Source organism: Staphylococcus sp. EG-SA-18 (genome assembly GCF_017151825.1).
Classification (GTDB): domain Bacteria; phylum Bacillota; class Bacilli; order Staphylococcales; family Staphylococcaceae; genus Staphylococcus; species Staphylococcus aureus.
The window spans coordinates 42,660-66,792 of sequence record NZ_JACYVY010000077.1; the positions used below are offsets into that span (position 1 = coordinate 42,660).

15 protein-coding genes and 1 pseudogene are annotated in these 24,133 nt (G+C 32.5%); 10 read left to right on the top strand and 6 right to left on the bottom strand.

The window, feature by feature from the left end:
- The first annotated feature begins 6 nt into the window (after window positions 1-6).
- The 3 genes from IDG66_RS13235 to IDG66_RS13245 all read left to right on the top strand — a co-directional run bounded on the left by IDG66_RS13235 (window position 7) and on the right by IDG66_RS13245 (window position 3,317).
- Complete coding sequence (locus IDG66_RS13235) at window positions 7-972, top strand: NAD-dependent epimerase/dehydratase family protein (RefSeq protein WP_103143673.1); 966 nt, start codon at window positions 7-9, stop codon at window positions 970-972.
- 334 nt (window positions 973-1,306) lie between these two features.
- Window positions 1,307-2,383 carry a branched-chain amino acid aminotransferase gene (locus tag IDG66_RS13240; RefSeq protein WP_000076036.1) on the top strand — a complete coding sequence of 359 codons (1,077 nt, stop codon included), beginning with the start codon at window positions 1,307-1,309 and terminating at the stop codon, window positions 2,381-2,383.
- 250 nt (window positions 2,384-2,633) lie between these two features.
- The gene (locus IDG66_RS13245) at window positions 2,634-3,317 is read left to right on the top strand and encodes an HAD family hydrolase (RefSeq protein WP_000454784.1); all 684 of its coding nucleotides are present in this window, start codon (window positions 2,634-2,636) and stop codon (window positions 3,315-3,317) included.
- 115 nt (window positions 3,318-3,432) lie between these two features.
- Here IDG66_RS13245 and IDG66_RS13250 read toward each other — a convergent pair whose 3' ends face one another.
- Both IDG66_RS13250 and IDG66_RS13255 read right to left on the bottom strand, forming a co-directional pair.
- On the bottom strand, window positions 3,433-4,095 hold the full coding sequence (locus IDG66_RS13250) for a deoxynucleoside kinase (RefSeq protein WP_001067261.1): 663 nt from the start codon (window positions 4,093-4,095) through the stop codon (window positions 3,433-3,435).
- Window positions 4,088-4,705 (bottom strand): deoxynucleoside kinase, encoded by a 618-nt coding sequence (locus tag IDG66_RS13255; RefSeq protein WP_001039519.1) that lies wholly within the window; start codon window positions 4,703-4,705, stop codon window positions 4,088-4,090. Before IDG66_RS13255 ends, IDG66_RS13250 begins: the two co-directional genes overlap by 8 nt.
- A gap of 66 nt (window positions 4,706-4,771) precedes the next feature.
- Here IDG66_RS13255 and tadA point away from each other — a divergent pair, with 66 nt between their 5' ends.
- The 7 genes and pseudogenes from tadA (at window position 4,772) to sdgA (ending at window position 20,041) form a co-directional block, all read left to right on the top strand.
- Window positions 4,772-5,242, top strand: coding sequence for a tRNA adenosine(34) deaminase TadA (gene tadA, locus IDG66_RS13260; RefSeq protein WP_000180281.1), 471 nt, complete (start codon window positions 4,772-4,774; stop codon window positions 5,240-5,242).
- A gap of 146 nt (window positions 5,243-5,388) precedes the next feature.
- A complete protein-coding gene (locus tag IDG66_RS13265; RefSeq protein ID WP_000593366.1) occupies window positions 5,389-6,258 on the top strand; it encodes a Cof-type HAD-IIB family hydrolase in 870 nt (289 codons plus the stop codon).
- A gap of 20 nt (window positions 6,259-6,278) precedes the next feature.
- On the top strand, window positions 6,279-6,845 hold the full coding sequence (locus IDG66_RS13270; protein WP_000677261.1) for an NADPH-dependent FMN reductase: 567 nt from the start codon (window positions 6,279-6,281) through the stop codon (window positions 6,843-6,845).
- Window positions 6,846-7,275: 430 nt separating this feature from the next.
- The gene (sdrC, locus tag IDG66_RS13275) at window positions 7,276-10,149 is read left to right on the top strand and encodes an MSCRAMM family adhesin SdrC (protein WP_103150429.1); all 2,874 of its coding nucleotides are present in this window, start codon (window positions 7,276-7,278) and stop codon (window positions 10,147-10,149) included.
- 366 nt (window positions 10,150-10,515) lie between these two features.
- On the top strand, window positions 10,516-14,631 hold the full coding sequence (gene sdrD, locus IDG66_RS13280; protein ID WP_000934438.1) for an MSCRAMM family adhesin SdrD: 4,116 nt from the start codon (window positions 10,516-10,518) through the stop codon (window positions 14,629-14,631).
- A 393-nt stretch (window positions 14,632-15,024) separates the two neighbouring features.
- Window positions 15,025-18,450 (top strand): MSCRAMM family adhesin SdrE, encoded by a 3,426-nt coding sequence (gene sdrE / locus IDG66_RS13285; RefSeq protein ID WP_000610231.1) that lies wholly within the window; start codon window positions 15,025-15,027, stop codon window positions 18,448-18,450.
- A 118-nt stretch (window positions 18,451-18,568) separates the two neighbouring features.
- Window positions 18,569-20,041, top strand: a pseudogene (sdgA, locus tag IDG66_RS13290) (serine-aspartate repeat adhesin O-glycosyltransferase SdgA).
- Window positions 20,042-20,164: 123 nt separating this feature from the next.
- On the opposite strand, the gene sdgB reads toward sdgA, so the two are convergent.
- The 4 genes from sdgB to IDG66_RS13310 form a co-directional block, all read right to left on the bottom strand.
- Window positions 20,165-21,655: a serine-aspartate repeat adhesin O-glycosyltransferase SdgB gene (sdgB, locus tag IDG66_RS13295; RefSeq protein ID WP_206172208.1), complete on the bottom strand. Its 1,491-nt coding sequence runs from the start codon at window positions 21,653-21,655 to the stop codon at window positions 20,165-20,167.
- A gap of 281 nt (window positions 21,656-21,936) precedes the next feature.
- Window positions 21,937-22,815 (bottom strand): GTP cyclohydrolase FolE2, encoded by an 879-nt coding sequence (gene folE2 / locus IDG66_RS13300; RefSeq protein ID WP_000134232.1) that lies wholly within the window; start codon window positions 22,813-22,815, stop codon window positions 21,937-21,939.
- Between the two features lie 12 nt (window positions 22,816-22,827).
- Entirely contained in the window at window positions 22,828-23,493 is a 666-nt protein-coding gene (gene bshB2 / locus IDG66_RS13305; RefSeq protein WP_000129068.1) for a bacillithiol biosynthesis deacetylase BshB2, read from the bottom strand.
- A gap of 13 nt (window positions 23,494-23,506) precedes the next feature.
- The gene (locus IDG66_RS13310; RefSeq protein WP_103143718.1) at window positions 23,507-23,869 is read right to left on the bottom strand and encodes a YojF family protein; all 363 of its coding nucleotides are present in this window, start codon (window positions 23,867-23,869) and stop codon (window positions 23,507-23,509) included.
- Window positions 23,870-24,133 lie beyond the last annotated feature (264 nt).

Below are 24,133 nucleotides of genomic sequence, written 5' to 3' on the forward strand. Positions count from 1 at the left end.
ATTTCTATGAAAAAAATTATGATTACTGGTGCATTAGGACAAATTGGTACAGAATTAGTTGTTAAGTGCAGAGAAATTTATGGGACAGATAATGTTCTTGCTACAGATATTAGGGAACCTGAAGCAGACTCACCTGTACAAAATGGACCATTTGAAATCTTAGACGTAACAGATCGTGACCGTATGTTTGAGTTAGTTAGGGACTTTGAAGCGGATAGTCTAATGCATATGGCAGCATTATTATCAGCAACTGCTGAGAAAAATCCAATTCTAGCTTGGGATTTAAATATGGGTGGATTAATGAATGCATTAGAAGCTGCAAGAACTTATAATTTGCACTTTTTCAAACCAAGTTCAATTGGTGCATTTGGAGACTCAACTCCTAAAGTTAATACGCCACAAGTAACGATTCAGCAACCTACGACAATGTATGGTGTAAATAAAGTAGCTGGAGAATTATTGTGTCAATACTATTTCAAACGTTTTGGTGTAGATACAAGAAGTGTTAGATTCCCAGGTTTAATCTCGCATGTTAAAGAGCCAGGTGGCGGTACTACAGACTATGCTGTTGAAATATACTTCAAAGCAGTAAGAGAGGGTCATTATACAAGCTTCATAGATAAAGGCACGTATATGGATATGATGTATATGGATGATGCAATTGAAGCAATTATTAAACTTATGGAAGCAGACGACGCTAAATTAGAAACTAGAAATGGTTATAATTTGAGCGCAATGAGTTTTGATCCAGAGATGGTAAAAGAAGCAATTCAAGAATACTATCCCAATTTTACATTAGATTACGATGTTGATCCTATTAGACAAGGTATCGCTAATAGTTGGCCGGATTCTATTGATACAAGCTGTTCACGTGGCGAATGGGGATTTGATCCTAAATATGATTTAGCGAGCATGACTAAATTAATGTTAGAAGCTATTGAACAAAAAGATACTGTTAAAAATAATAACTAATCATTTCCATTCACTTTAATACACGGAATGATATTTTAAATTACTCTTTATTTTAATAAACTAGTGCATGAATTCTAATATTATTCATTATACATATTGAATTCGCGAGCTTAGTTCATTTTAAAGTAAAGAGTTTTTTGTATGTAAAGTATATTAGTAAAACACAGATTACTTGTCTCTGTGAAATTAATACGTTTATACTAAAAGATATAGTCTTTCTAGAAATCTGTTAATTAATTTTGAATTTTTAGAAAATTTGTTGAACAGCAAAATATGGATTGTTATAATTTAAGTTAAACAAATTCTTATACAATATTATTAGGAGGCAATCACCATGTCACAAGCAGTTAAAGTTGAACGACGAGAAACATTAAAACAAAAACCAAATACATCTCAACTAGGTTTTGGTAAATATTTTACTGATTATATGTTGAGTTATGATTATGATGCAGATAAAGGATGGCATGATTTGAAGATAGTACCTTATGGTCCTATTGAAATTTCACCTGCTGCACAAGGTGTTCATTATGGTCAATCGGTATTCGAAGGATTAAAAGCATATAAAAGAGATGGGGAAGTTGCACTTTTCCGTCCTGAAGAAAATTTTAAGCGTCTTAATAACTCGTTAGCACGATTAGAAATGCCTCAAGTAGACGAAGCAGAATTGTTAGAGGGGCTAAAACAATTAGTTGATATAGAAAGAGATTGGATTCCTGAAGGGGAAGGTCAATCATTATATATTCGTCCATTTGTTTTTGCAACAGAAGGGGCACTTGGCGTTGGTGCATCACATCAGTATAAATTATTAATTATTTTATCTCCTTCAGGTGCATATTATGGTGGTGAGACTTTAAAACCAACTAAAATCTATGTAGAAGATGAATATGTGCGTGCTGTTCGTGGCGGTGTAGGCTTTGCAAAAGTTGCAGGTAACTATGCGGCAAGTTTATTAGCACAAACAAATGCAAATAAATTAGGTTATGACCAAGTATTATGGCTTGATGGTGTTGAACAGAAATATATCGAAGAAGTTGGTAGCATGAATATTTTCTTCGTTGAAAATGGAAAAGTAATTACACCAGAGTTGAATGGCAGTATTTTACCTGGTATTACACGTAAATCTATTATCGAATTAGCTAAAAACTTAGGATATGAAGTCGAAGAGCGCCGCGTTTCAATCGATGAATTATTCGAATCATATGATAAAGGTGAGTTAACAGAAGTATTTGGTAGTGGTACTGCAGCAGTTATTTCACCTGTGGGTACATTGAGATACGAAGATCGTGAAATCGTTATTAATAATAATGAGACTGGTGAAATTACTCAAAAATTATACGACGTCTATACTGGTATTCAAAATGGTACTTTAGAAGATAAAAATGGTTGGAGAGTCGTTGTACCAAAATATTAATAAAAATTGAATATAATCATGAAAACAATATGTAAAAGTTAATCATGACTAAAATCCCTTTCAATGAAGCGAAGCATGGTAATAAATTAAGTTTACAATGTTTATTGTTAAGTATTGAAGGGGATTTCACTTATTATTATATTTAATTCAATATTTAAAAAGAACAATACTACGAGTTCATTTTCAGGGAAATAACGAACATCATAGAATCAGCATAATACGAAATAAATAAATAGGAGTATTGATATTAATGGAATGGATATTATTTGATAAAGATGGCACGTTAATTGAATTTGATAGAAGTTGGGAAAAAATAGGGGTACGATTTGTACAATCATTGCTTGAGACTTTCCCAGTACATAATAAAGAAGCTGCTTTAAGACAACTCGGTGTCATTAAAGAATCTATTGATCCAAAATCAGTGATGGGTTCAGGATCTTTACAACAAATTATCCAGGCATTTAATGATGTGACGGGACAAGATACAACCGACTGGTCCAAGTCAACAAGTCAAAAGCTGGTAGATGAACGTATTCCTGAAATTAATTGGGTAGAAGGTGTTAAAGAAGCACTTATCGATTTGAAAGCAAAAGGCTATCAACTTGGTATTGTTACGAGTGATACTAAAAAAGGTGTAGAACAATTTTTAGCACATACCAATGCTACCTCGTTGTTCGATTTGATCATTTCTACCGAAGCGGATGCCTATGAGAAGCCAAATCCTAAAGTATTATCGCCTTTATTTGAGCAATATAATGTAGATCCTCAGAAAGTAGCTATAGTAGGAGACACTGCTAATGATATGAAGACAGCAAGTAATGCAAATTTAGGTATGGCAATAGGTGTATTAACAGGTATTGCAACAAAAGAAGAATTACATGAAGCTGATATTATTTTAAATAGTGCGGCAGATATTTTAGAAGCTTTAAATTAAAAAGAAAGACATAGTGTATATGTGAATTAATGTATTCGATAGAATTGATAATGTAATCGATGATATCTATGGAATATACATTGAATATAAACATATACGCTATGTCTTTAGTCTTTTATCGTGTATCTACTTGTCGATATGTTTGAATAATTCGAGCAATTTTGTCTATCATAGGATTTAAAGATTCGGGGTCCTTATGGATATCATATTCATTAATATTGATACGTACAACTGGACATGCATTAAAGCTATTAATCCAATCGTCATAGCGTTTAAATAGCTTTTTCCAGTATTCAGGGTCTGTATTAATTTCCATTTCGCGACCACGTTCAATAATACGATCAATGACCTCATCATAGTTACATTCTAAATAAATCATTACATCAGGTTTAGGAAAATAAGGTGTCATGACCATGGCATTAAATAAGTCTGAATATGTTTTGAAATCTTCTTTACTCATTGTGCCTTCTTCTTCATGCATTTTTGCAAAAATATCAACATCTTCATAAATTGATCGATCTTGGACAAAGCCACCACCATATTCAAACATACGCTTTTGTTCTTTAAAACGTTCAGCTAAGAAGTAAATTTGCAAATGGAAACTCCATCGTTCAAAATCGCTGTAAAATTTATCTAAATATGGATTATGTTCGACATTTTCAAAAGACGTTTTAAAGTTTAATTTATCTGCAAGTGCTTGCGTTAGTGTTGATTTTCCAACACCAACTGTACCTGCAATGGTTATAATGGCATTTTGTGGAATACCGTAATTATTCATTGGTAATATCTCCTATCATAGGTAATATAATATGTAATATATCTTCGTAATCTTGTTCATTTTTAAGAAAATCAATAGAAGTTGTATCGATTAAAACTACATTTGAACCATTACTTTGTAAGGACTCATAATACTCACGATAATCTTTTTTTAACTTTAACAGATATTCATCTTCTATTTGATGCTCAAAACTACGGTTACGTTTAGCAATTCTAGATTTTAACACATCAAGGTCTGCATCTAAAAAGATAATCATATTCGGCATAATCATATCTTCAGTTAAAATATCATAAATTTTACTGAATTTCTGAAATTCAACAGAACTCAAAGTATTTTTAGCAAATATCTTATTTTTATGTATATGATAATCACTAACTACACCTTGATTTAGTTGTGTTACATCTTGAAATTGCTTATATCTATTGCATAAAAAGAACATTTCAGTTTGAAAACTCCATTTAGAGATATCTTCATAAAAGTCTGATAAAAATGGATTTTCTGTGATGATTTCTTTTTCTTCATAAAAATCTAAAGTTTGACTTAATTTGTGTGCAAGTGAAGATTTACCTACGCCAATAGGACCTTCAATTGCTATAAAAGGTTTGTTCATATTCACATCTCCAAATGTTAAAATAGACATTGAGTATTGTACCATAAGTGAGGTATCTGGACATAAATGACAAATGATATATATTTTATGACATTAGCGATTGAAGAAGCTAAAAAAGCAGCTCAACTAGGCGAAGTACCTATAGGTGCTATCATCACTAAAGATGATGAAGTTATCGCTAGAGCACATAATTTAAGAGAAACACTACAACAACCAACGGCGCATGCTGAACATATTGCAATTGAACGTGCAGCCAAAGTGTTAGGTAGTTGGCGTTTAGAAGGTTGCACATTATATGTAACCTTAGAACCATGTGTCATGTGCGCAGGAACAATTGTAATGAGTCGCATTCCAAGAGTCGTCTATGGCGCAGATGATCCTAAAGGTGGTTGTAGTGGCAGTTTAATGAATTTATTGCAACAATCTAATTTTAATCATCGTGCAATTGTTGATAAAGGTGTACTTAAAGAAGCATGTAGCACATTATTAACAACATTTTTTAAAAACTTAAGAGCCAATAAGAAATCCACCAATTAGACGATAGTACATACTAATTAAAATTTGTTAGAATTACATTATATGATAAATTAATGACAATATAAATGTTAATAGAAAAGTATGTGCGCTGAGTATATATTCTTATTTAAGAACAAGATTTTAAATTTACGAAACGAGGTAACATAATGATAAAACTAATAGCCACTGATATGGATGGCACGCTACTTAATGCAGCACATGAAATTTCTCAACCTAATATTGATGCGATTAAATACGCTCAAGAACAAGGGATAACGGTTGTTATCGCGACAGGTCGAGCATTTTATGAAGCACAAGCACCAGTTGCTGACACAGATTTAACAGTACCATATATTTGTTTGAATGGTGCTGAAGTACGTGATGAAACTTTCAATGTAATGAGCACTTCACACCTTAATAAATCGCTAGTACACAAAATTACAAATGTTTTAAAAGATGCAGGTATTTATTATCAAGTATACACGAGTCGTGCGATTTATACTGAAGATCCACAAAGAGATTTAGACATTTACATAGATATTGCTGAGCGTGCAGGTCAACATGCAAACGTTGAGCGTATTAAAAATGGTATTCAAAGACGCATAGATAATGGTACGTTGAAAGTTGTTGATAATTATGATGCTATTGAAAACATACCTGGTGAATTAATTATGAAAATATTAGCATTTGATGGAAATTTAGAAAAAATTGACAAAGCTAGTAAAATTTTAGCTGAATCTCCGAATTTAGCTATATCATCATCTTCGAGAGGAAATATAGAAATAACGCATTCAGATGCACAAAAAGGTATTGCGCTAGAAACAATTGCCGAAAGATTAGGGATTGAAATGAAAGAAGTCATGGCAATAGGTGACAATTTAAATGACTTATCAATGTTAGAGAAAGTTGGCTATCCAGTTGCGATGGAAAATGGTGCAGAAGAAGTTAAAAAAATAGCGAAATATGTCACAGATACGAATGAAAATAGTGGTGTTGGAAAAGCTATTATGAAATTATTACGTGAACAACAAGTTTAATAAAAAAAGAGGGGTCAAATATGAAAGGATTAATTATTATTGGCAGTGCACAAGTGAATTCACATACAAGTGCACTAGCAAGATACTTAACTGAGCATTTTAAAACACATGATATTGAAGCGGAAATATTCGATTTAGCAGAAAAACCGTTAAATCAATTAGATTTTTCAGGAACAACACCGTCTATTGATGAAATCAAACAAAATATGAAAGATTTAAAAGAGAAAGCAATGGCGGCGGACTTTTTAATATTAGGAACGCCAAACTATCATGGTTCATATTCTGGAATATTGAAAAATGCATTAGATCATCTAAATATGGATTATTTTAAAATGAAACCTGTAGGCTTAATAGGAAATAGTGGTGGTATTGTTAGTTCAGAGCCATTGTCACATTTAAGAGTAATCGTCAGAAGTTTACTAGGCATTGCTGTACCAACTCAAATAGCAACACATGATTCTGATTTTGCTAAAAATGAAGATGGTTCATATTACTTAAATGATAGTGAATTCCAATTACGAGCAAGATTATTTGTCGATCAAATTGTATCTTTTGTGAATAATAGTCCATATGAACATTTAAAATAATATTAAAAAATATGTAAATATACATTAAAAATAGGTATGTAGCTTAAGGTATTTCATTGAGAATGCTTTTAAGTCACATGCCTATTTTTTGTTCTAATGCACCAATAGTAAGCCTTTGATATTACTGTTGTGAGCAATGTTATTAATTAAAATAAGATGTAATAGCGAATTGAAAACAAGCTTAGATTAAAAGTGAGTTTTAAAAATATAGATAAATAATTTAAAGCAATTAAAGAAAAAAAGTATTAAAAATTGCAATTCTTAAACTGTGATTCATATTAATATTTGTAGCAAATAACATTGTAAAATAAAGAAAAATAATTAAAGTATTGCACTTTATTGAAATTTATATTACGATAGCAATGCAGAAATTTATATATGCAAAATATTATATTTATCAAATTTTGATATTTTAAAGGAGTATTATTAAATGAATAATAAAAAGACAGTAACAAATAGAAAAGGCATGATACCAAATCGATTAAACAAATTTTCGATAAGAAAGTATTCTGTAGGTACTGCTTCAATTTTAGTAGGGACAACATTGATTTTTGGGTTAAGTGGTCATGAAGCTAAAGCGGCAGAACATACGAATGGAGAATTAAATCAATCAAAAAATGAAACGACAGCCCCAAGTGAGAATAAAACAACTGAAAAAGTTGATAGTCGTCAACTAAAAGACAATACGCAAACTGCAACTGCAGATCAGCCTAAAGTGACAATGAGTGATAGTGCAACAGTTAAAGAAACTAGTAGTAACATGCAATCACCACAAAACGCTACAGCTAGTCAATCTACTACACAAACTAGCAATGTAACAACAAATGATAAATCATCAACTACATATAGTAATGAAACTGATAAAAGTAATTTAACACAGGCTAAAGATGTTTCAGCTACTCCTAAAACAACGACTATTAAACCAAGAACATTAAACCGTATGGCTGTGAACACAGTAGCAGCACCACAACAAGGTACAAATGTTAATGATAAAGTTCATTTTTCAAATATTGATATTGCTATTGATAAAGGACACTTAAATAAAGATACTGGCAAAACAGAATTTTGGGCAACTTCAAGTGATGTTTTAAAATTAAAAGCGAATTACACAATCGATGATTCTGTTAAAGAGGGCGATACATTTACTTTTAAATATGGTCAATATTTCCGTCCAGGATCAGTAAGATTACCTTCACAAACTCAAAATTTATATAATGCCCAAGGTAATATTATTGCAAAAGGTATTTATGACAGTACAACAAACACAACAACGTATACTTTTACGAATTATGTAGATCAATATACAAATGTTAGCGGTAGCTTTGAACAAGTCGCATTTGCGAAACGTGAAAATGCAACAACTGATAAAACTGCTTATAAAATGGAAGTAAGTTTAGGTAATGATACATATAGCGAAGAAATCATTGTCGATTATGGTAATAAAAAAGCACAACCGCTTATTTCAAGTACAAACTATATCAACAATGAAGATTTATCGCGTAATATGACTGCATATGTAAATCAACCTAAAAATACATATACTAAACAAACGTTTGTTACTAATTTAACTGGATATAAATTTAATCCAAATGCAAAAAACTTCAAAATTTACGAAGTGACAGATCAAAATCAATTTGTCGACAGTTTCACCCCAGATACTTCAAAACTTAAAGATGTTACTAATCAATTTAATATTACTTACAGCAATGATAATAAGACTGCAACAGTTGATTTAATGAATGGTCAAACAAGTAGTAATAAACAATACATCATTCAACAAGTTGCGTATCCAGATAATACATCAACAGATAATGGAAAAATTGATTATACTTTAGACACTGACAAAACTAAATATAGTTGGTCAAATAGTTATTCAAATGTGAATGGCTCATCAACTGCTAATGGCGACCAAAAGAAATATAATCTAGGTGACTATGTATGGGAAGATACAAATAAAGATGGTAAACAAGATGCCAATGAAAAAGGGATTAAAGGTGTTTATGTCATTCTTAAAGATAGTAACGGTAAAGAATTAGATCGTACGACAACAGATGAAAATGGTAAATATCAGTTCACTGGTTTAAGCAATGGAACTTATAGTGTAGAGTTTTCAACACCAGCCGGTTATACACCGACAACTGCAAATGCAGGTACAGATGATGCTGTAGATTCTGATGGACTAACTACAACAAGTGTCATTAAAGACGCTGACAATATGACATTAGATAGTGGATTCTACAAAACGCCAAAATATAGTTTAGGTGATTATGTTTGGTACGACAGTAATAAAGATGGTAAACAAGATTCGACTGAAAAAGGAATTAAAGGTGTTAAAGTTACTTTGCAAAACGAAAAAGGCGAAGTAATTGGTACAACTGAAACAGATGAAAATGGTAAATACCGCTTTGATAATTTAGATAGTGGTAAATACAAAGTTATCTTTGAAAAGCCTGCTGGTTTAACTCAAACAGGTACAAATACAACTGAAGATGATAAAGATGCCGATGGTGGCGAAGTTGATGTAACAATTACGGATCATGATGATTTCACACTTGATAATGGCTACTACGAAGAAGAAACATCAGATAGTGACTCAGATTCAGACAGCGACTCAGACTCAGATTCAGACAGCGACTCAGACTCAGATAGCGACTCAGATTCGGACAGCGACTCAGATTCAGATAGCGACTCAGATTCGGACAGCGATTCAGACTCAGACAGCGACTCAGACTCAGACAGTGATTCAGATTCAGACAGCGATTCAGACTCAGATAGCGACTCAGATTCGGACAGCGATTCAGACTCAGATAGCGACTCAGATTCAGACAGCGACTCAGACTCAGACAGTGATTCAGATTCAGACAGCGACTCAGATTCAGATAGCGACTCAGACTCAGACAGTGATTCAGATTCAGACAGCGATTCAGATACAGATAGCGATTCAGACTCGGATAGCGACTCAGACTCGGATAGCGATTCAGACTCAGATAGCGATTCAGACTCAGACTCGGATAGCGATTCAGATTCAGACAGCGACTCAGATTCGGACAGCGATTCAGACTCAGATAGCGACTCAGACTCAGAAAGTGATGCCGATTCAGATACAGATAGCGATTCAGATGCAGGTAAACATACTCCGGCTAAACCAATGAGTACGGTTAAAGATCAGCATAAAACAGCTAAAGCATTACCAGAAACAGGTAGTGAAAATAATAATTCAAATAATGGCACATTATTCGGTGGATTATTCGCGGCATTAGGATCATTATTGTTATTCGGTCGTCGTAAAAAACAAAATAAATAATATGATTAACTTAACCAGGTCCATGTGGCCTGGTTTTTTCTGTTTAGAAATTCCCAGATATAAAACAAAAAACCTTTAAGGAATAGATACAATTTAATTTGTTACAGAAATGTAATTGTCTATGAATTAGAAAAGCTAAGATATTAATTTTAAGGGCAAATAATACTATTTTTTATGATAATTAAATAAAGATTACAAAACTCATAAAAACTTTTATTTAAACGCAAATGTTAAATAACGTTTTACGATAAAGAAAAATAATTAAAGTATTGTGCTTTATCTAAAAGTGTAATACTATATTGATATACATTTTTGTATTTAAAACAATTGTATTATTTAAAAATTTGATGAATTAGGAGTAATCTAATGCTAAACAGAGAAAATAAAACGGCAATAACAAGAAAAGGCATGGTATCCAATCGATTAAATAAATTTTCGATTAGAAAGTACACAGTGGGAACAGCATCAATTTTAGTAGGTACAACATTAATTTTTGGTCTGGGGAACCAAGAAGCAAAGGCTGCAGAAAGTACTAATAAAGAATTGAACGAAGCGACAACTTCAGCAAGTGATAATCAATCGAGTGATAAAGTTGATATGCAGCAACTAAATCAAGAAGACAATACTAAAAATGATAATCAAAAAGAAATGGTATCATCTCAAGGTAATGAAACGACTTCAAATGGGAATAAATCAATAGAAAAAGAAAGTGTACAATCTACCACTGGAAATAAAGTTGAAGTTTCAACTGCCAAATCAGATGAGCAAGCTTCACCAAAATCTACGAATGAAGATTTAAACACTAAACAAACTATAAGTAATCAAGAAGCGTTACAACCTGATTTGCAAGAGAATAAATCAGTGGTAAATGCTCAACCAACTAATGAGGAAAACAAAAAGGTAGATGCCAAAACTGAATCAACTACATTAAATGTTAAAAGTGATGCTATCAAGAGTAATGCTGAAACTCTTGTTGATAACAATAGTAATTCAAATAATGAAAATAATGCAGATATCATTTTGCCAAAAAGTACAGCACCTAAACGTTTGAATACAAGAATGCGTATAGCAGCAGTACAGCCATCATCAACAGAGGCTAAAAATGTTAATGATTTAATTACATCAAATACAACATTAACTGTCGTTGATGCAGATAAAAACAATAAAATCGTACCAGCACAAGATTATCTAGAATTAAAATCACAAATTAAAGTTGATGACAAAGTTAAATCAGGTGATTATTTCACAATAAAATACTCAGATACAGTACAAGTATATGGATTGAATCCGGAAGATATTAAAAATATTGGAGATATTAAAGATCCAAATAATGGTGAAACAATTGCGACTGCAAAACATGATACTGCAAATAATTTAATTACATATACATTTACAGATTATGTCGATAGATTTAATTCTGTACAAATGGGAATTAATTATTCAATTTATATGGATGCTGATACAATTCCTGTTAGTAAAAACGATGTTGAGTTTAATGTTACGATAGGTAATACTACAACAAAAACAACTGCTAACATTCAATATCCAGATTATGTTGTAAATGAGAAAAATTCAATTGGATCAGCGTTCACTGAAACAGTTTCACATGTTGGAAATAAAGAAAATCCAGGGTACTATAAACAAACGATTTATGTAAATCCATCGGAAAATTCTTTAACAAATGCCAAACTAAAAGTTCAAGCTTACCACTCAAGTTATCCTAATAATATCGGGCAAATAAATAAAGAGGTAACAGATATAAAAATATATCAAGTTCCTAAAGGTTATACATTAAATAAAGGATACGATGTGAATACTAAAGAGCTTACAGATGTAACAAATCAATACTTGCAGAAAATTACATATGGCGACAACAATAGCGCTGTTATTGATTTTGGAAATGCAGATTCTGCTTATGTTGTAATGGTTAATACAAAATTCCAATATACAACTAGCGAAAGCCCAACACTTGTTCAAATGGTTACATTAAGTTCAGACAATAGTAAATCTGCCTCAATGGGTAATGCTTTAGGATTCACTAATAACCAAAGTGGCGGAGCTGGTCAAGAAGTATATAAAATTGGTAACTACGTATGGGAAGATACTAATAAAAACGGTGTTCAAGAATTAGGAGAAAAAGGCGTTGGCAATGTAACTGTAACTGTATTTGATAATAATACAAATACAAAAGTAGGAGAAGCAGTTACTAAAGAAGATGGGTCATACTTGATTCCAAACTTACCTAATGGAGATTACCGTGTAGAATTTTCAAACTTACCAAAAGGTTATGAAGTAACCCCTTCAAAACAAGGTAATAACGAAGAATTAGATTCAAACGGCTTATCTTCAGTTATTACAGTTAATGGCAAAGATAACTTATCTGCAGACTTAGGTATTTACAAACCTAAATACAACTTAGGTGACTATGTCTGGGAAGATACAAATAAAAATGGTATCCAAGACCAAGATGAAAAAGGTATATCTGGCGTAACGGTAACATTAAAAGATGAAAACGGTAACGTGTTAAAAACAGTTACAACAGACGCAGATGGCAAATATAAATTTACTGATTTAGATAATGGTAATTATAAAGTTGAATTTACTACACCAGAAGGCTATACACCGACTACAGTAACATCTGGTAGCGACATTGAAAAAGACTCTAATGGTTTAACAACAACAGGTGTTATTAATGGTGCTGATAACATGACATTAGATAGTGGATTCTACAAAACACCAAAATATAATTTAGGTAATTATGTATGGGAAGATACAAATAAAGATGGTAAGCAGGATTCAACTGAAAAAGGTATTTCAGGCGTAACAGTTACATTGAAAAATGAAAACGGTGAAGTTTTACAAACAACTAAAACAGATAAAGATGGTAAATATCAATTTACTGGATTAGAAAATGGAACTTATAAAGTTGAATTCGAAACACCATCAGGTTACACACCAACACAAGTAGGTTCAGGAACTGATGAAGGTATAGATTCAAATGGTACATCAACAACAGGTGTCATTAAAGATAAAGATAACGATACTATTGACTCTGGTTTCTACAAACCGACTTACAACTTAGGTGACTATGTATGGGAAGATACAAATAAAAACGGTGTTCAAGATAAAGATGAAAAGGGTATTTCAGGTGTAACAGTTACGTTAAAAGATGAAAACGACAAAGTTTTAAAAACAGTTACAACAGATGAAAATGGTAAATATCAATTCACTGATTTAAACAATGGAACTTATAAAGTTGAATTCGAGACACCATCAGGTTATACACCAACTTCAGTAACTTCTGGAAATGATACTGAAAAAGATTCTAATGGTTTAACAACAACAGGTGTCATTAAAGATGCAGATAACATGACATTAGACAGTGGTTTCTATAAAACACCAAAATATAGTTTAGGTGATTATGTTTGGTACGACAGTAATAAAGACGGCAAACAAGATTCAACTGAAAAAGGTATCAAAGATGTTAAAGTTACTTTATTAAATGAAAAAGGCGAAGTAATTGGAACAACTAAAACAGATGAAAATGGTAAATATCGTTTCGATAATTTAGATAGCGGTAAATACAAAGTTATTTTTGAAAAGCCTGCTGGCTTAACACAAACAGGTACAAATACAACTGAAGATGATAAAGATGCAGATGGTGGCGAAGTTGACGTAACAATTACGGATCATGATGATTTCACACTTGATAACGGATACTTCGAAGAAGATACATCAGATAGCGACTCAGATTCAGATAGCGATTCAGATTCAGATAGCGACTCAGACTCAGACAGCGACTCAGATTCAGACAGCGACTCAGACTCGGATAGCGATTCAGATTCAGACAGCGATTCAGATTCAGACAGCGATTCGGATTCAGACAGCGACTCAGACTCAGATAGCGACTCAGACTCAGATAGCGATTCAGATTCAGATAGCGATTCGGACTCAGACAGTGATTCAGATTCAGACAGCGACTCAGATTCAGATAGCGATTCAGACTCAGACAGTGATTCAGATTCAGATAGCGACTCAGACTCAGATAGCGATTCAGAATCAGACAGCGATTCAGACAGCGACTCAGACTCGGATAGCGACTCAGACTCAGACAGCGATTCAGACTCGGATAGCGATTCAGATTCGGACAGCGACTCAGACTCAGACAGTGATTCAGATTCAGATAGCGACTCAGACTCAGATAGCGACTCAGATTCAGACAGCGATTCAGACTCAGATAGTGACTCAGATTCGGACAGCGATTCAGACTCAGATAGCGACTCAGATTCAGACTCAGATGCAGGTAAGCACACACCTGTTAAACCAATGAGTACTACTAAAGACCATCACAATAAAGCAAAAGCATTACCAGAAACAGGTAATGAAAATAGCGGCTCAAATAACGCAACGTTATTTGGCGGATTATTCGCAGCATTAGGATCATTATTGTTATTCGGTCGTCGTAAAAAACAAAATAAATAATACAGCTTATACCAGGTCCGTGAGGCCTGGTTTTTTATTTCAAAATTTATGAAATGTATCTTATGTTTGAGATTAAATAGTGCAATTTTTTAAAAAATATAACATAAATCAACATAAATTTAATTCATCTTTACATTAAAAGTACAAACGAATAAGAAAAGCAATTAAACACAGTATCAAACCATTTAAAACAATTGATATAAAAAACAAACGAATAATTAAAAATTACTAGAATTAATTTATTCAAACCAAAGTGTAAAATAACAGTCTTAGATAAATAAATTTATTTAAAGTATTGTGCTTTATCTAAAAATGTATTACGATGGTAATACAAATTTTTATATGTAAAAATATTAATTTTTTGCAAATATTGATATTTTAAAGGAGATTTATATGATTAACAGGGATAATAAAAAGGCAATAACAAAAAAGGGTATGATTTCAAATCGCTTAAACAAATTTTCGATTAGAAAGTATACTGTAGGAACTGCATCGATTTTAGTAGGTACGACATTGATTTTTGGTCTAGGGAACCAAGAAGCTAAAGCTGCTGAAAACACTAGTACAGAAAATGCAAAACAAGATGATGCAACGACTAGTGATAATAAAGAAGTAGTGTCAGAAGCTGAAAATAATTCGACAACAGAAAATGATTCAACAAATCCAATTAAGAAAGAAACAAATACTGATTCACAACCAGAAGCTAAAGAAGAATCAACTAAATCAAGTACTCAACAACAGCAAAATAACGTTACAGCTACAACTGAAACTAAGCCTCAAAACATTGAAAAAGAAAATGTTAAACCTTCAACTGATAAAACCGCGACAGAAGATACATCTGTTATTTTAGAAGAGAAGAAAGCACCAAATAATACAAATAACGATGTAACTACAAAACCATCTACAAGTGAAATTCAAACAAAACCAACTACACCTCAAGAATCTACAAATATTGAAAATTCACAACCGCAACCAACGCCTTCAAAAGTAGACAATCAAGTTACAGATGCAACTAATCCAAAAGAACCAGTAAATGTGTCAAAAGAAGAACTTAAAAATAATCCTGAGAAATTAAAAGAATTGGTTAGAAATGATAGCAATACAGATCATTCAACTAAACCAGTTGCTACAGCTCCAACAAGTGTTGCACCAAAACGTGTAAACGCAAAAATGCGCTTTGCAGTTGCACAACCAGCAGCAGTTGCTTCAAACAATGTAAATGATTTAATTAAAGTGACGAAGCAAACAATCAAAGTTGGCGATGGTAAAGATAATGTGGCAGCAGCGCATGACGGTAAAGATATTGAATATGATACAGAGTTTACAATTGACAATAAAGTCAAAAAAGGCGATACAATGACGATTAATTATGATAAGAATGTAATTCCTTCGGATTTAACAGATAAAAATGATCCTATCGATATTACTGATCCATCAGGAGAGGTCATTGCTAAAGGAACATTTGATAAAGCAACTAAGCAAATCACATATACATTTACAGACTATGTAGATAAATATGAAGATATAAAATCACGCTTAACTCTATATTCGTATATTGATAAAAAAACAGTTCCAAATGAGACAAGTTTGAATTTAACATTTGCTACAGCAGGTAAAGAAACAAGCCAAAATGTCACTGTTGATTATCAAGATCCAATGGTCCATGGTGATTCAAACATTCAATCTATCTTTACAAAATTAGATGAAGATAAGCAAACTATTGAACAACAAATTTATGTTAACCCATTGAAAAAATCAGCAACCAACACTAAAGTTGATATAGCTGGTAGTCAAGTAGATGATTATGGAAATATTAAACTAGGAAATGGTAGCACCATTATTGACCAAAATACAGAAATAAAGGTTTATAAAGTTAACTCTGATCAACAATTGCCTCAAAGTAATAGAATCTATGATTTTAGTCAATACGAAGATGTAACAAGTCAATTTGATAATAAAAAATCATTTAGTAATAATGTAGCAACATTGGATTTTGGTGATATTAATTCAGCCTATATTATCAAAGTTGTTAGTAAATATACACCTACATCAGATGGCGAACTAGATATTGCCCAAGGTACTAGTATGAGAACAACTGATAAATATGGTTATTATAATTATGCAGGATATTCAAACTTCATCGTAACTTCTAATGACTCTGGTGGTGGCGACGGTACTGTTAAACCTGAAGAAAAGTTATACAAAATTGGTGACTATGTATGGGAAGACGTTGATAAAGACGGTGTTCAAGGTACAGATTCAAAAGAAAAACCAATGGCAAACGTTTTAGTTACATTAACTTACCCGGACGGTACTACAAAATCAGTAAGAACAGATGCTAAAGGTCATTACGAATTCGGTGGTTTGAAAGACGGAGAAACTTATACAGTTAAATTCGAAACGCCAACTGGATATCTTCCAACAAAAGTAAATGGAACAACTGATGGTGAAAAAGACTCAAATGGTAGTTCTGTAACTGTTAAAATTAATGGTAAAGATGATATGTCTTTAGACACTGGTTTTTATAAAGAACCTAAATATAATCTTGGTGACTATGTATGGGAAGATACTAATAAAGATGGTATCCAAGATGCAAATGAGCCAGGAATCAAAGATGTTAAGGTTACATTAAAAGATAGTACTGGAAAAGTTATTGGTACAACTACTACTGATGCCTCGGGTAAATATAAATTTACAGATTTAGATAATGGTAATTATACTGTTGAATTCGAAACACCAGCAGGTTACACGCCAACGGTTAAAAACACTACAGCTGAAGATAAAGATTCCAATGGTTTAACAACAACAGGTGTCATTAAAGATGCAGATAATATGACATTAGACAGTGGTTTCTATAAAACACCAAAATACAGTTTAGGTGATTATGTTTGGTACGACAGTAATAAAGATGGCAAACAAGACTCAACTGAAAAAGGTATTAAAGATGTGACAGTTACATTGCAAAACGAAAAAGGCGAAGTAATTGGAACAACTAAAACAGATGAAAATGGTAAATATCGTTTCGATAATTTAGATAGCGGTAAATACAAAGTTATTTTTGAAAAGCCTGCTGGCTTAACACAAACAGTTACAAATACAACTGAAGATGATAAAGATGCAGATGGTGGCGAAGTTGACGTAACAATTACGGATCATGATGATTTCACACTTGATAACGGATACTTCGAAGAAGATACATCAGACAGTGATTCAGACTCAGACAGCGATTCAGACTCAGATAGCGACTCAGATTCAGACAGTGACTCAGACTCAGATAGCGATTCAGACTCAGAAAGCGATTCAGATTCAGACAGCGACTCAGACTCAGATAGTGATTCAGATTCAGATAGCGACTCAGACTCAGATAGCGACTCAGATTCGGACAGCGATTCAGACTCAGATAGCGACTCAGATTCAGACAGCGATTCAGACTCAGATAGCGACTCAGATTCAGACAGTGACTCAGACTCAGATAGCGACTCAGACTCAGACAGTGACTCAGACTCAGACAGCGATTCAGATTCAGATAGCGACTCAGACTCAGATAGCGACTCAGATTCGGACAGCGACTCAGACTCAGATAGCGACTCAGACTCAGACAGTGATTCAGACTCAGATAGCGATTCGGACTCGGATGCAGGAAAACATACACCTGTTAAACCAATGAGTACTACTAAAGACCATCACAATAAAGCAAAAGCATTACCAGAAACAGGTAGTGAAAATAACGGCTCAAATAACGCAACGTTATTTGGTGGATTATTTGCAGCATTAGGTTCATTATTGTTATTCGGTCGTCGCAAAAAACAAAACAAATAATACAATATGACCCAGGTCCTTGTGGCCTGGTTTTTTTATAATTACACATGCAATAGATGTATTTTTCATATAAAATAAACAATAAAGATACGGAATAAAACTTATATGAGGCGATAATATGAATTACATTTTAGGAACAATTTTAGAAAGTAAAATTACAGGTGTAGAAAAAGCGCAAATAAATAGATTGAAGTTGTTCAAACAACACGGCATATCTTCAAAATGTGTATATGTTAAATGGAATCCTTATTCATACACATATGCGAAGCAACATCAGATTGAAAATGATGTATTTACAATGTATGACTATTTTCAAAAAGCAATCAATTATAAAAAGACAAAGCAAGTTAACTGGATACAGTATTGGGAAAAGTCATGTAGGTACACATTGAAATTTGTGGAAAATTCAAATGATGTCAGAATATATGATGAAGAGCAATTTATAATGTATGCTCATTTTTTAGATAAACAGTATCATCATTTAAACTATGTGAATTATTTTGATCATAAAAGAAGAAAAGTAAAACGCGAATTGTATGATGGAAGAGGCTTTTTAAGTTGTTCTCGAATTTTAGGTGAAGGACAACGGATTGTACTCGAAAATTACTATACACCTAATGGGGAAATCGTCATCCAAAAATATTTCGACGATATAAAAGGGAAAAACACGCTCACAAAGGTTATCTTAAATGAAGATCAGCATCAACAATTTTTTGATACAGAAGATGAATTAGTTCAATATTTTCTCCATCAATTATGTAAAAATAATGATCAAATCATATTAGATCGTCCTCATGAATTAGGAAATGTTATAGCGGGATTAAATCAAAGTATTCCAGTTATTGTTGTGCTCCACAGTACACATTTAGCCGACACCGGTAATGGTATAAAAAGTTTTTATAAAACAGTGTTTAATAATTTAACACGTTATAAAGCGATTGTTGTATCAACAGAACAGCAATGCCAAGATATTTCATAATATATTGAAAATAAAATACCAGTTATCAATATTCCGGTTGGCTACGTGGCAAATTTAAAGTATCAATTTGACATCAATCAAAAGGAGAAAAATCATATCATATCAATTGCTCGCCTCGTTGAAAATAAACAAATTAAACATCAAGTTGAAGTGATCAAGCAATTAGTAACAAAACATCCCAATATTCAATTGAATATTTATGGACATGGAAATGGTTTGTCAGAATATCGACAACTTGTAGAAGATTATCATTTATCGGAACATGTAAAATTTCATGGTTTTAAGACGCATATTAATGAAGAGATTGCTAAAGCAGAACTGATGTTATCGACAAGTAAAATGGAAGGTTTTGGCTTAGCAATTTTAGAGTCGCTTTCAGTAGGTACACCAGTGATCAGTTATGATGTAGATTATGGGCCATCAGAACTGATTCAAGATGGATTTAATGGCTATTTAGTACCTCAAGGTGACATCAATCAAATGGTTGAAAAGGTCGACCAATTACTAAATAATACTCAAAAATTGCAACAGTTTTCGATTAATAGCATAGAATCTGCACAACAGTACAATGCAACTACTATCAGTACAAAGTGGCAAAATATTTTAAACTAAGTCAAAAGAAAAAAGCATTTTCCTAGAATCATCTATTTAACAAACCTCGTTCATACGAACTTACATGTTTAGTTAAATGACATAGGAAAATGCTATTTTTGTAAAAATAAAGGTAAAGTACATTTATATAAGACGAACAAATTGGTCCCATTGTTTAATTAACGACGCTTTACTATATTGTTGCGCTTTTGCTAAACTACCTTTTGACAGTCGTTGTTGTACTTCAGGATGATCAATCACATATTTTACTTTATCAAATAGGGCATCTTCATCATTTTTAGTAATTAAATAACCATTGAAATCAGGCGTAATCAATTCGTTAGGTCCATATTTAATATCATAACTAATAACTGGAACACCATGTGCTAAAGATTCAAGTAGCGCTAAAGAGAAACCTTCCATGTTACTTGTTATTAAACTCAAATAGGCATCGCTATATTCTTGGTCTAGATTGCTTAAAAAGCCGCGTAAGTAAACATGATTTTCCAATCCATATTTTTGTATCAATTCATTTAATTTTTTACTTTCAGAACCAAAACCATACATATGAAGCTCTATTTTTGGGACGTACGATACTAAGCGTTTAATTAATTCAATTTGTTGATGTAATTGTTTTTCAGGTGAATAACGAGCAACGGAAATTAATTTAACACTGCGCTGATCTAATGTTTGGACTGGTGTATCAATTGTTTCACTATAGCCGACAGGAATATTAACAACTGGAATAGTATGGTTAATACGTTTTTCAATATCTAATTTTTGCTGCTCAGTAGAAACGATAATTGCACGATATCGAGATAAATTTTCAAACATCGCTTTATATACATTTTTAAATGGCGATGAATCTAATGCATCAATATTTTTAATGTGTGTACTGTGAAGCACAGCTACTACTGGGATTGACTCAGGCGTTAAGTTGAAAATAGGTGCTGTGTACACATTACGATCACTGAAAAATAAATCCCCATGTTGATATAGTTGTTTAATGAAAAATGTGCCTAATTCCGTTTCATTATTAAAGAAATATTGTTTGTTAGCATAGTAAACAATAATTTTTTGTACTTCTGGTTTGCCATCCTTGTAAGAAAAATACTTTTCTAATTTTGTGTCACCTTCTGGATTATAGAAAAATTCACATAATGTTTGTTGTTTATCAACAAGAATCCTACTACAACTTAAAAAGCCACGCACATCATAAAAATCACGTTTTACTTTTCGTCTTTGACTATCAAAATGATTCACATAATCTAATATACGATATTTAGGATCTTGAAAATGGGCATACATTAAGAAACGCTCTTGATCATATATTCTAAAGTCATGACTATTTTCAACATGTTTTAAAGTATAATGACATTCATCAGTCCAATACGACAACCAGTCAAATGGTTCATTGCGTTCTAAATATGTTGCTTCTTGGAAGAAATCATACATATTAATATAGTCAGAACTAGTAATATAATTTTGGGCATTTCTATATAAATATCTATTCCATGACAGAAATACACATTGCGCTGGTCTTCCCATTTCTTTAAATAAATTTAAACGATTAATAATTGCTTTCTCTATCCCAGTTAAATTAACACCTAAACTATTACCTACAAAATAATTCATTTACAACACCACTTATATCTATTTTTTATAATTATATCACATAATATTTAATTACTTCTTTTAACTGGAAGATGTGTTTATTTATAAAACAACAAGTTTTGATATTTATAATGGTAGTAGTTATTCAGTCAACTACGACCAATATATCATTGTAGAGTTTAGGAAATTGATTTATGACTCAGGCACATCAAATGAGAAGATTTATAAAAGAGATATACAACTCTAGAAGGTATAATAAAAACGCGCAACTACTGTTACGCGTTTGAATTAATCATATGATATTATTTGCGATACTTTAATTTAGCGAAAGCATCATGTTGATGGATAGACTCTTCATTACGACATTCGATATCGAAACCGTCTAACCAATCAAATTCAACTAAGTCCGCGGCAATTAAACGAATTAAGTCTTCGACAAAACGTGGATTTTCATATGCACGCTCTGTCACACGTTTTTCATCAGGACGTTTTAAAATAGGGTATAGAATTGAACTTGCATTAGCTTCCATTGCATCTAAAATTTTATTTTTATAGTCATCAACTATGTCTTGATCTTTATTAATATATGTTTTAACAGTGACAACACCACGTTGGTTGTGCGCTGAATACTCACTTATTTCTTTTGAACAAGGGCATAGCGTTGTGACAGTTGCTTCAATAGTAAGTTCTTTACGTGTAACTTTATCACCGTCAATTGCTAATCCATAAGTGACATCGGCATTACCAACTGCTTTAATATTTGTGGTTGGACTATAGCGATCAAAGAACCATTTCCCAGAAACATCAACGCCTGCCGCATTTTGTTTCATATTCGTTTGTAAAGTGCGTAACACCTGATAAAGTGTATTAAATTCAAGTTCAATACCATTATCATAGTGCTTTTCAACACTTTCAATTATACGGCTCATATTAATACCTTTTTCGTCTTTTGTTAAACTTGTTGAAAAACTAAATGTGCCAGCTGTTTGATACTGGTCAACAAGTACAGGGTACACTAAGTTTTTAATACCAACTTCTTCTATTTCAAATAAAAAATCTTTATGTGTACTTTGTAAGTCTGTCATTTCGTTCTTAGTAGTAGGTTTCGTGCCTTCAATAGGATCTACGGAACCAAAGTGTTTCCAACGACCTTCTCGTGTCGATAAATCAAATTCAGTCATTTTTTTCCTCCGTTAAGATTTAAAGTGATATGTCCAATATGGTTCGACTGTTAAAAAGCTGTGTTGTTTACCATCGATTTCAGGACTTGCTAATTGTTTTAAAAATGGACCTGTTTGAGAAGCATGTGCTTCAAATGCCTTAATTTTAAGTTCTTTAAAATCTGTAATATCATTTTGAATATCAGGTTCTCCAAGAGCTTCGGTTGCATCATTACTGAACGCAACTAAAGTTAAACGAGGGCGTTCTTCTTTAGGCATGCGTTCAACCGTTCGAATTACAGCGTCTGCTGTTGCTTCGTGATCAGGATGTACTGCATATCCAGGATAAAATGAAATAATCAATGATGGATTTGTATCATCGATTAAAGATTTAATCATACCATCTATATGTTCGTAGGGTTCAAATTCGACAGTTTTGTCACGTAAACCCATTTTTCTTAAATCAGTAATACCAATAACTTTACAAGCTTCTTCTAGTTCACGCTCACGAATACTTGGTAATGATTCGCGTGTTGCAAATGGGGGATTACCTAAATTTCTGCCCATTTGTCCTAGGGTTAAACATGCATATGTTACAGGTATGCCTTTTTGGATATAACTTGCTAATGTGCCTGCAGATGAGAAGGTTTCATCATCAGGATGTGGAAATATTACTAATACATGTCTTTCGTCAGTCATGTTGATGCCTCCTCTATAAATTAAATGGTCGCTCACTAATTTGAAGTGCTGCAGCGAGTTGACCTTCGTAATTAAAACCTGCAATTAAAAATTCATCATGTTCATTGACCTCAAAATGCGTTAGACCTTGTACATAAACCCAACCACCATTTGATAGTTTAAGACCAATGCGATAAGGTTCTTTATTACCACCTTTTAGTTGTGTATGCGTATATGTTACTTGTATGTTTCTTAAAAATGTACCAGCATTAAAAACACGTTGATCGAAATGGTTCGCATAGGCCCCATTTGTCGTTTCAACATGCAGATACACAGGTTTATGTTCAAAAGAAGCAAGTAAATCTATAACTTCTTGTTCTTTAATTGGTTCCAACACGTTCACTCCTTACACTATCAATGTGTTTATCTTTCTATTTTACTAAAAACTATTCAATAATTGTATACGATTGCTCAATTATTTATAAATTAATTTTCATGAAGGGTAATTACTCAGGATTACGCAATCATACAGCATTAGTTTTTTACTTTTAAAAATCAAAAATTTGTTGGAATTTGAAAAGTGTTAAACATTAAAAATGATGCTATATTAATGGTGTATGAATGAATTCATAAGTTTTTAAAATGTATTAAATTTGTGGAG

Coding starts and splice junctions, on each gene's coding strand:
- IDG66_RS13235 (WP_103143673.1), top strand. CDS start 7: ATGAAAAAAATTATGATTACTGGTGCATTAGGACAAATTGGTACAGAA.
- IDG66_RS13240 (WP_000076036.1), top strand. CDS start 1,307: ATGTCACAAGCAGTTAAAGTTGAACGACGAGAAACATTAAAACAAAAA.
- IDG66_RS13245 (WP_000454784.1), top strand. CDS start 2,634: ATGGAATGGATATTATTTGATAAAGATGGCACGTTAATTGAATTTGAT.
- IDG66_RS13250 (WP_001067261.1), bottom strand. CDS start 4,095: ATGAATAATTACGGTATTCCACAAAATGCCATTATAACCATTGCAGGT.
- IDG66_RS13255 (WP_001039519.1), bottom strand. CDS start 4,705: ATGAACAAACCTTTTATAGCAATTGAAGGTCCTATTGGCGTAGGTAAA.
- tadA (WP_000180281.1), top strand. CDS start 4,772: ATGACAAATGATATATATTTTATGACATTAGCGATTGAAGAAGCTAAA.
- IDG66_RS13265 (WP_000593366.1), top strand. CDS start 5,389: ATGATAAAACTAATAGCCACTGATATGGATGGCACGCTACTTAATGCA.
- IDG66_RS13270 (WP_000677261.1), top strand. CDS start 6,279: ATGAAAGGATTAATTATTATTGGCAGTGCACAAGTGAATTCACATACA.
- sdrC (WP_103150429.1), top strand. CDS start 7,276: ATGAATAATAAAAAGACAGTAACAAATAGAAAAGGCATGATACCAAAT.
- sdrD (WP_000934438.1), top strand. CDS start 10,516: ATGCTAAACAGAGAAAATAAAACGGCAATAACAAGAAAAGGCATGGTA.
- sdrE (WP_000610231.1), top strand. CDS start 15,025: ATGATTAACAGGGATAATAAAAAGGCAATAACAAAAAAGGGTATGATT.
- sdgB (WP_206172208.1), bottom strand. CDS start 21,655: ATGAATTATTTTGTAGGTAATAGTTTAGGTGTTAATTTAACTGGGATA.
- folE2 (WP_000134232.1), bottom strand. CDS start 22,815: ATGACTGAATTTGATTTATCGACACGAGAAGGTCGTTGGAAACACTTT.
- bshB2 (WP_000129068.1), bottom strand. CDS start 23,493: ATGACTGACGAAAGACATGTATTAGTAATATTTCCACATCCTGATGAT.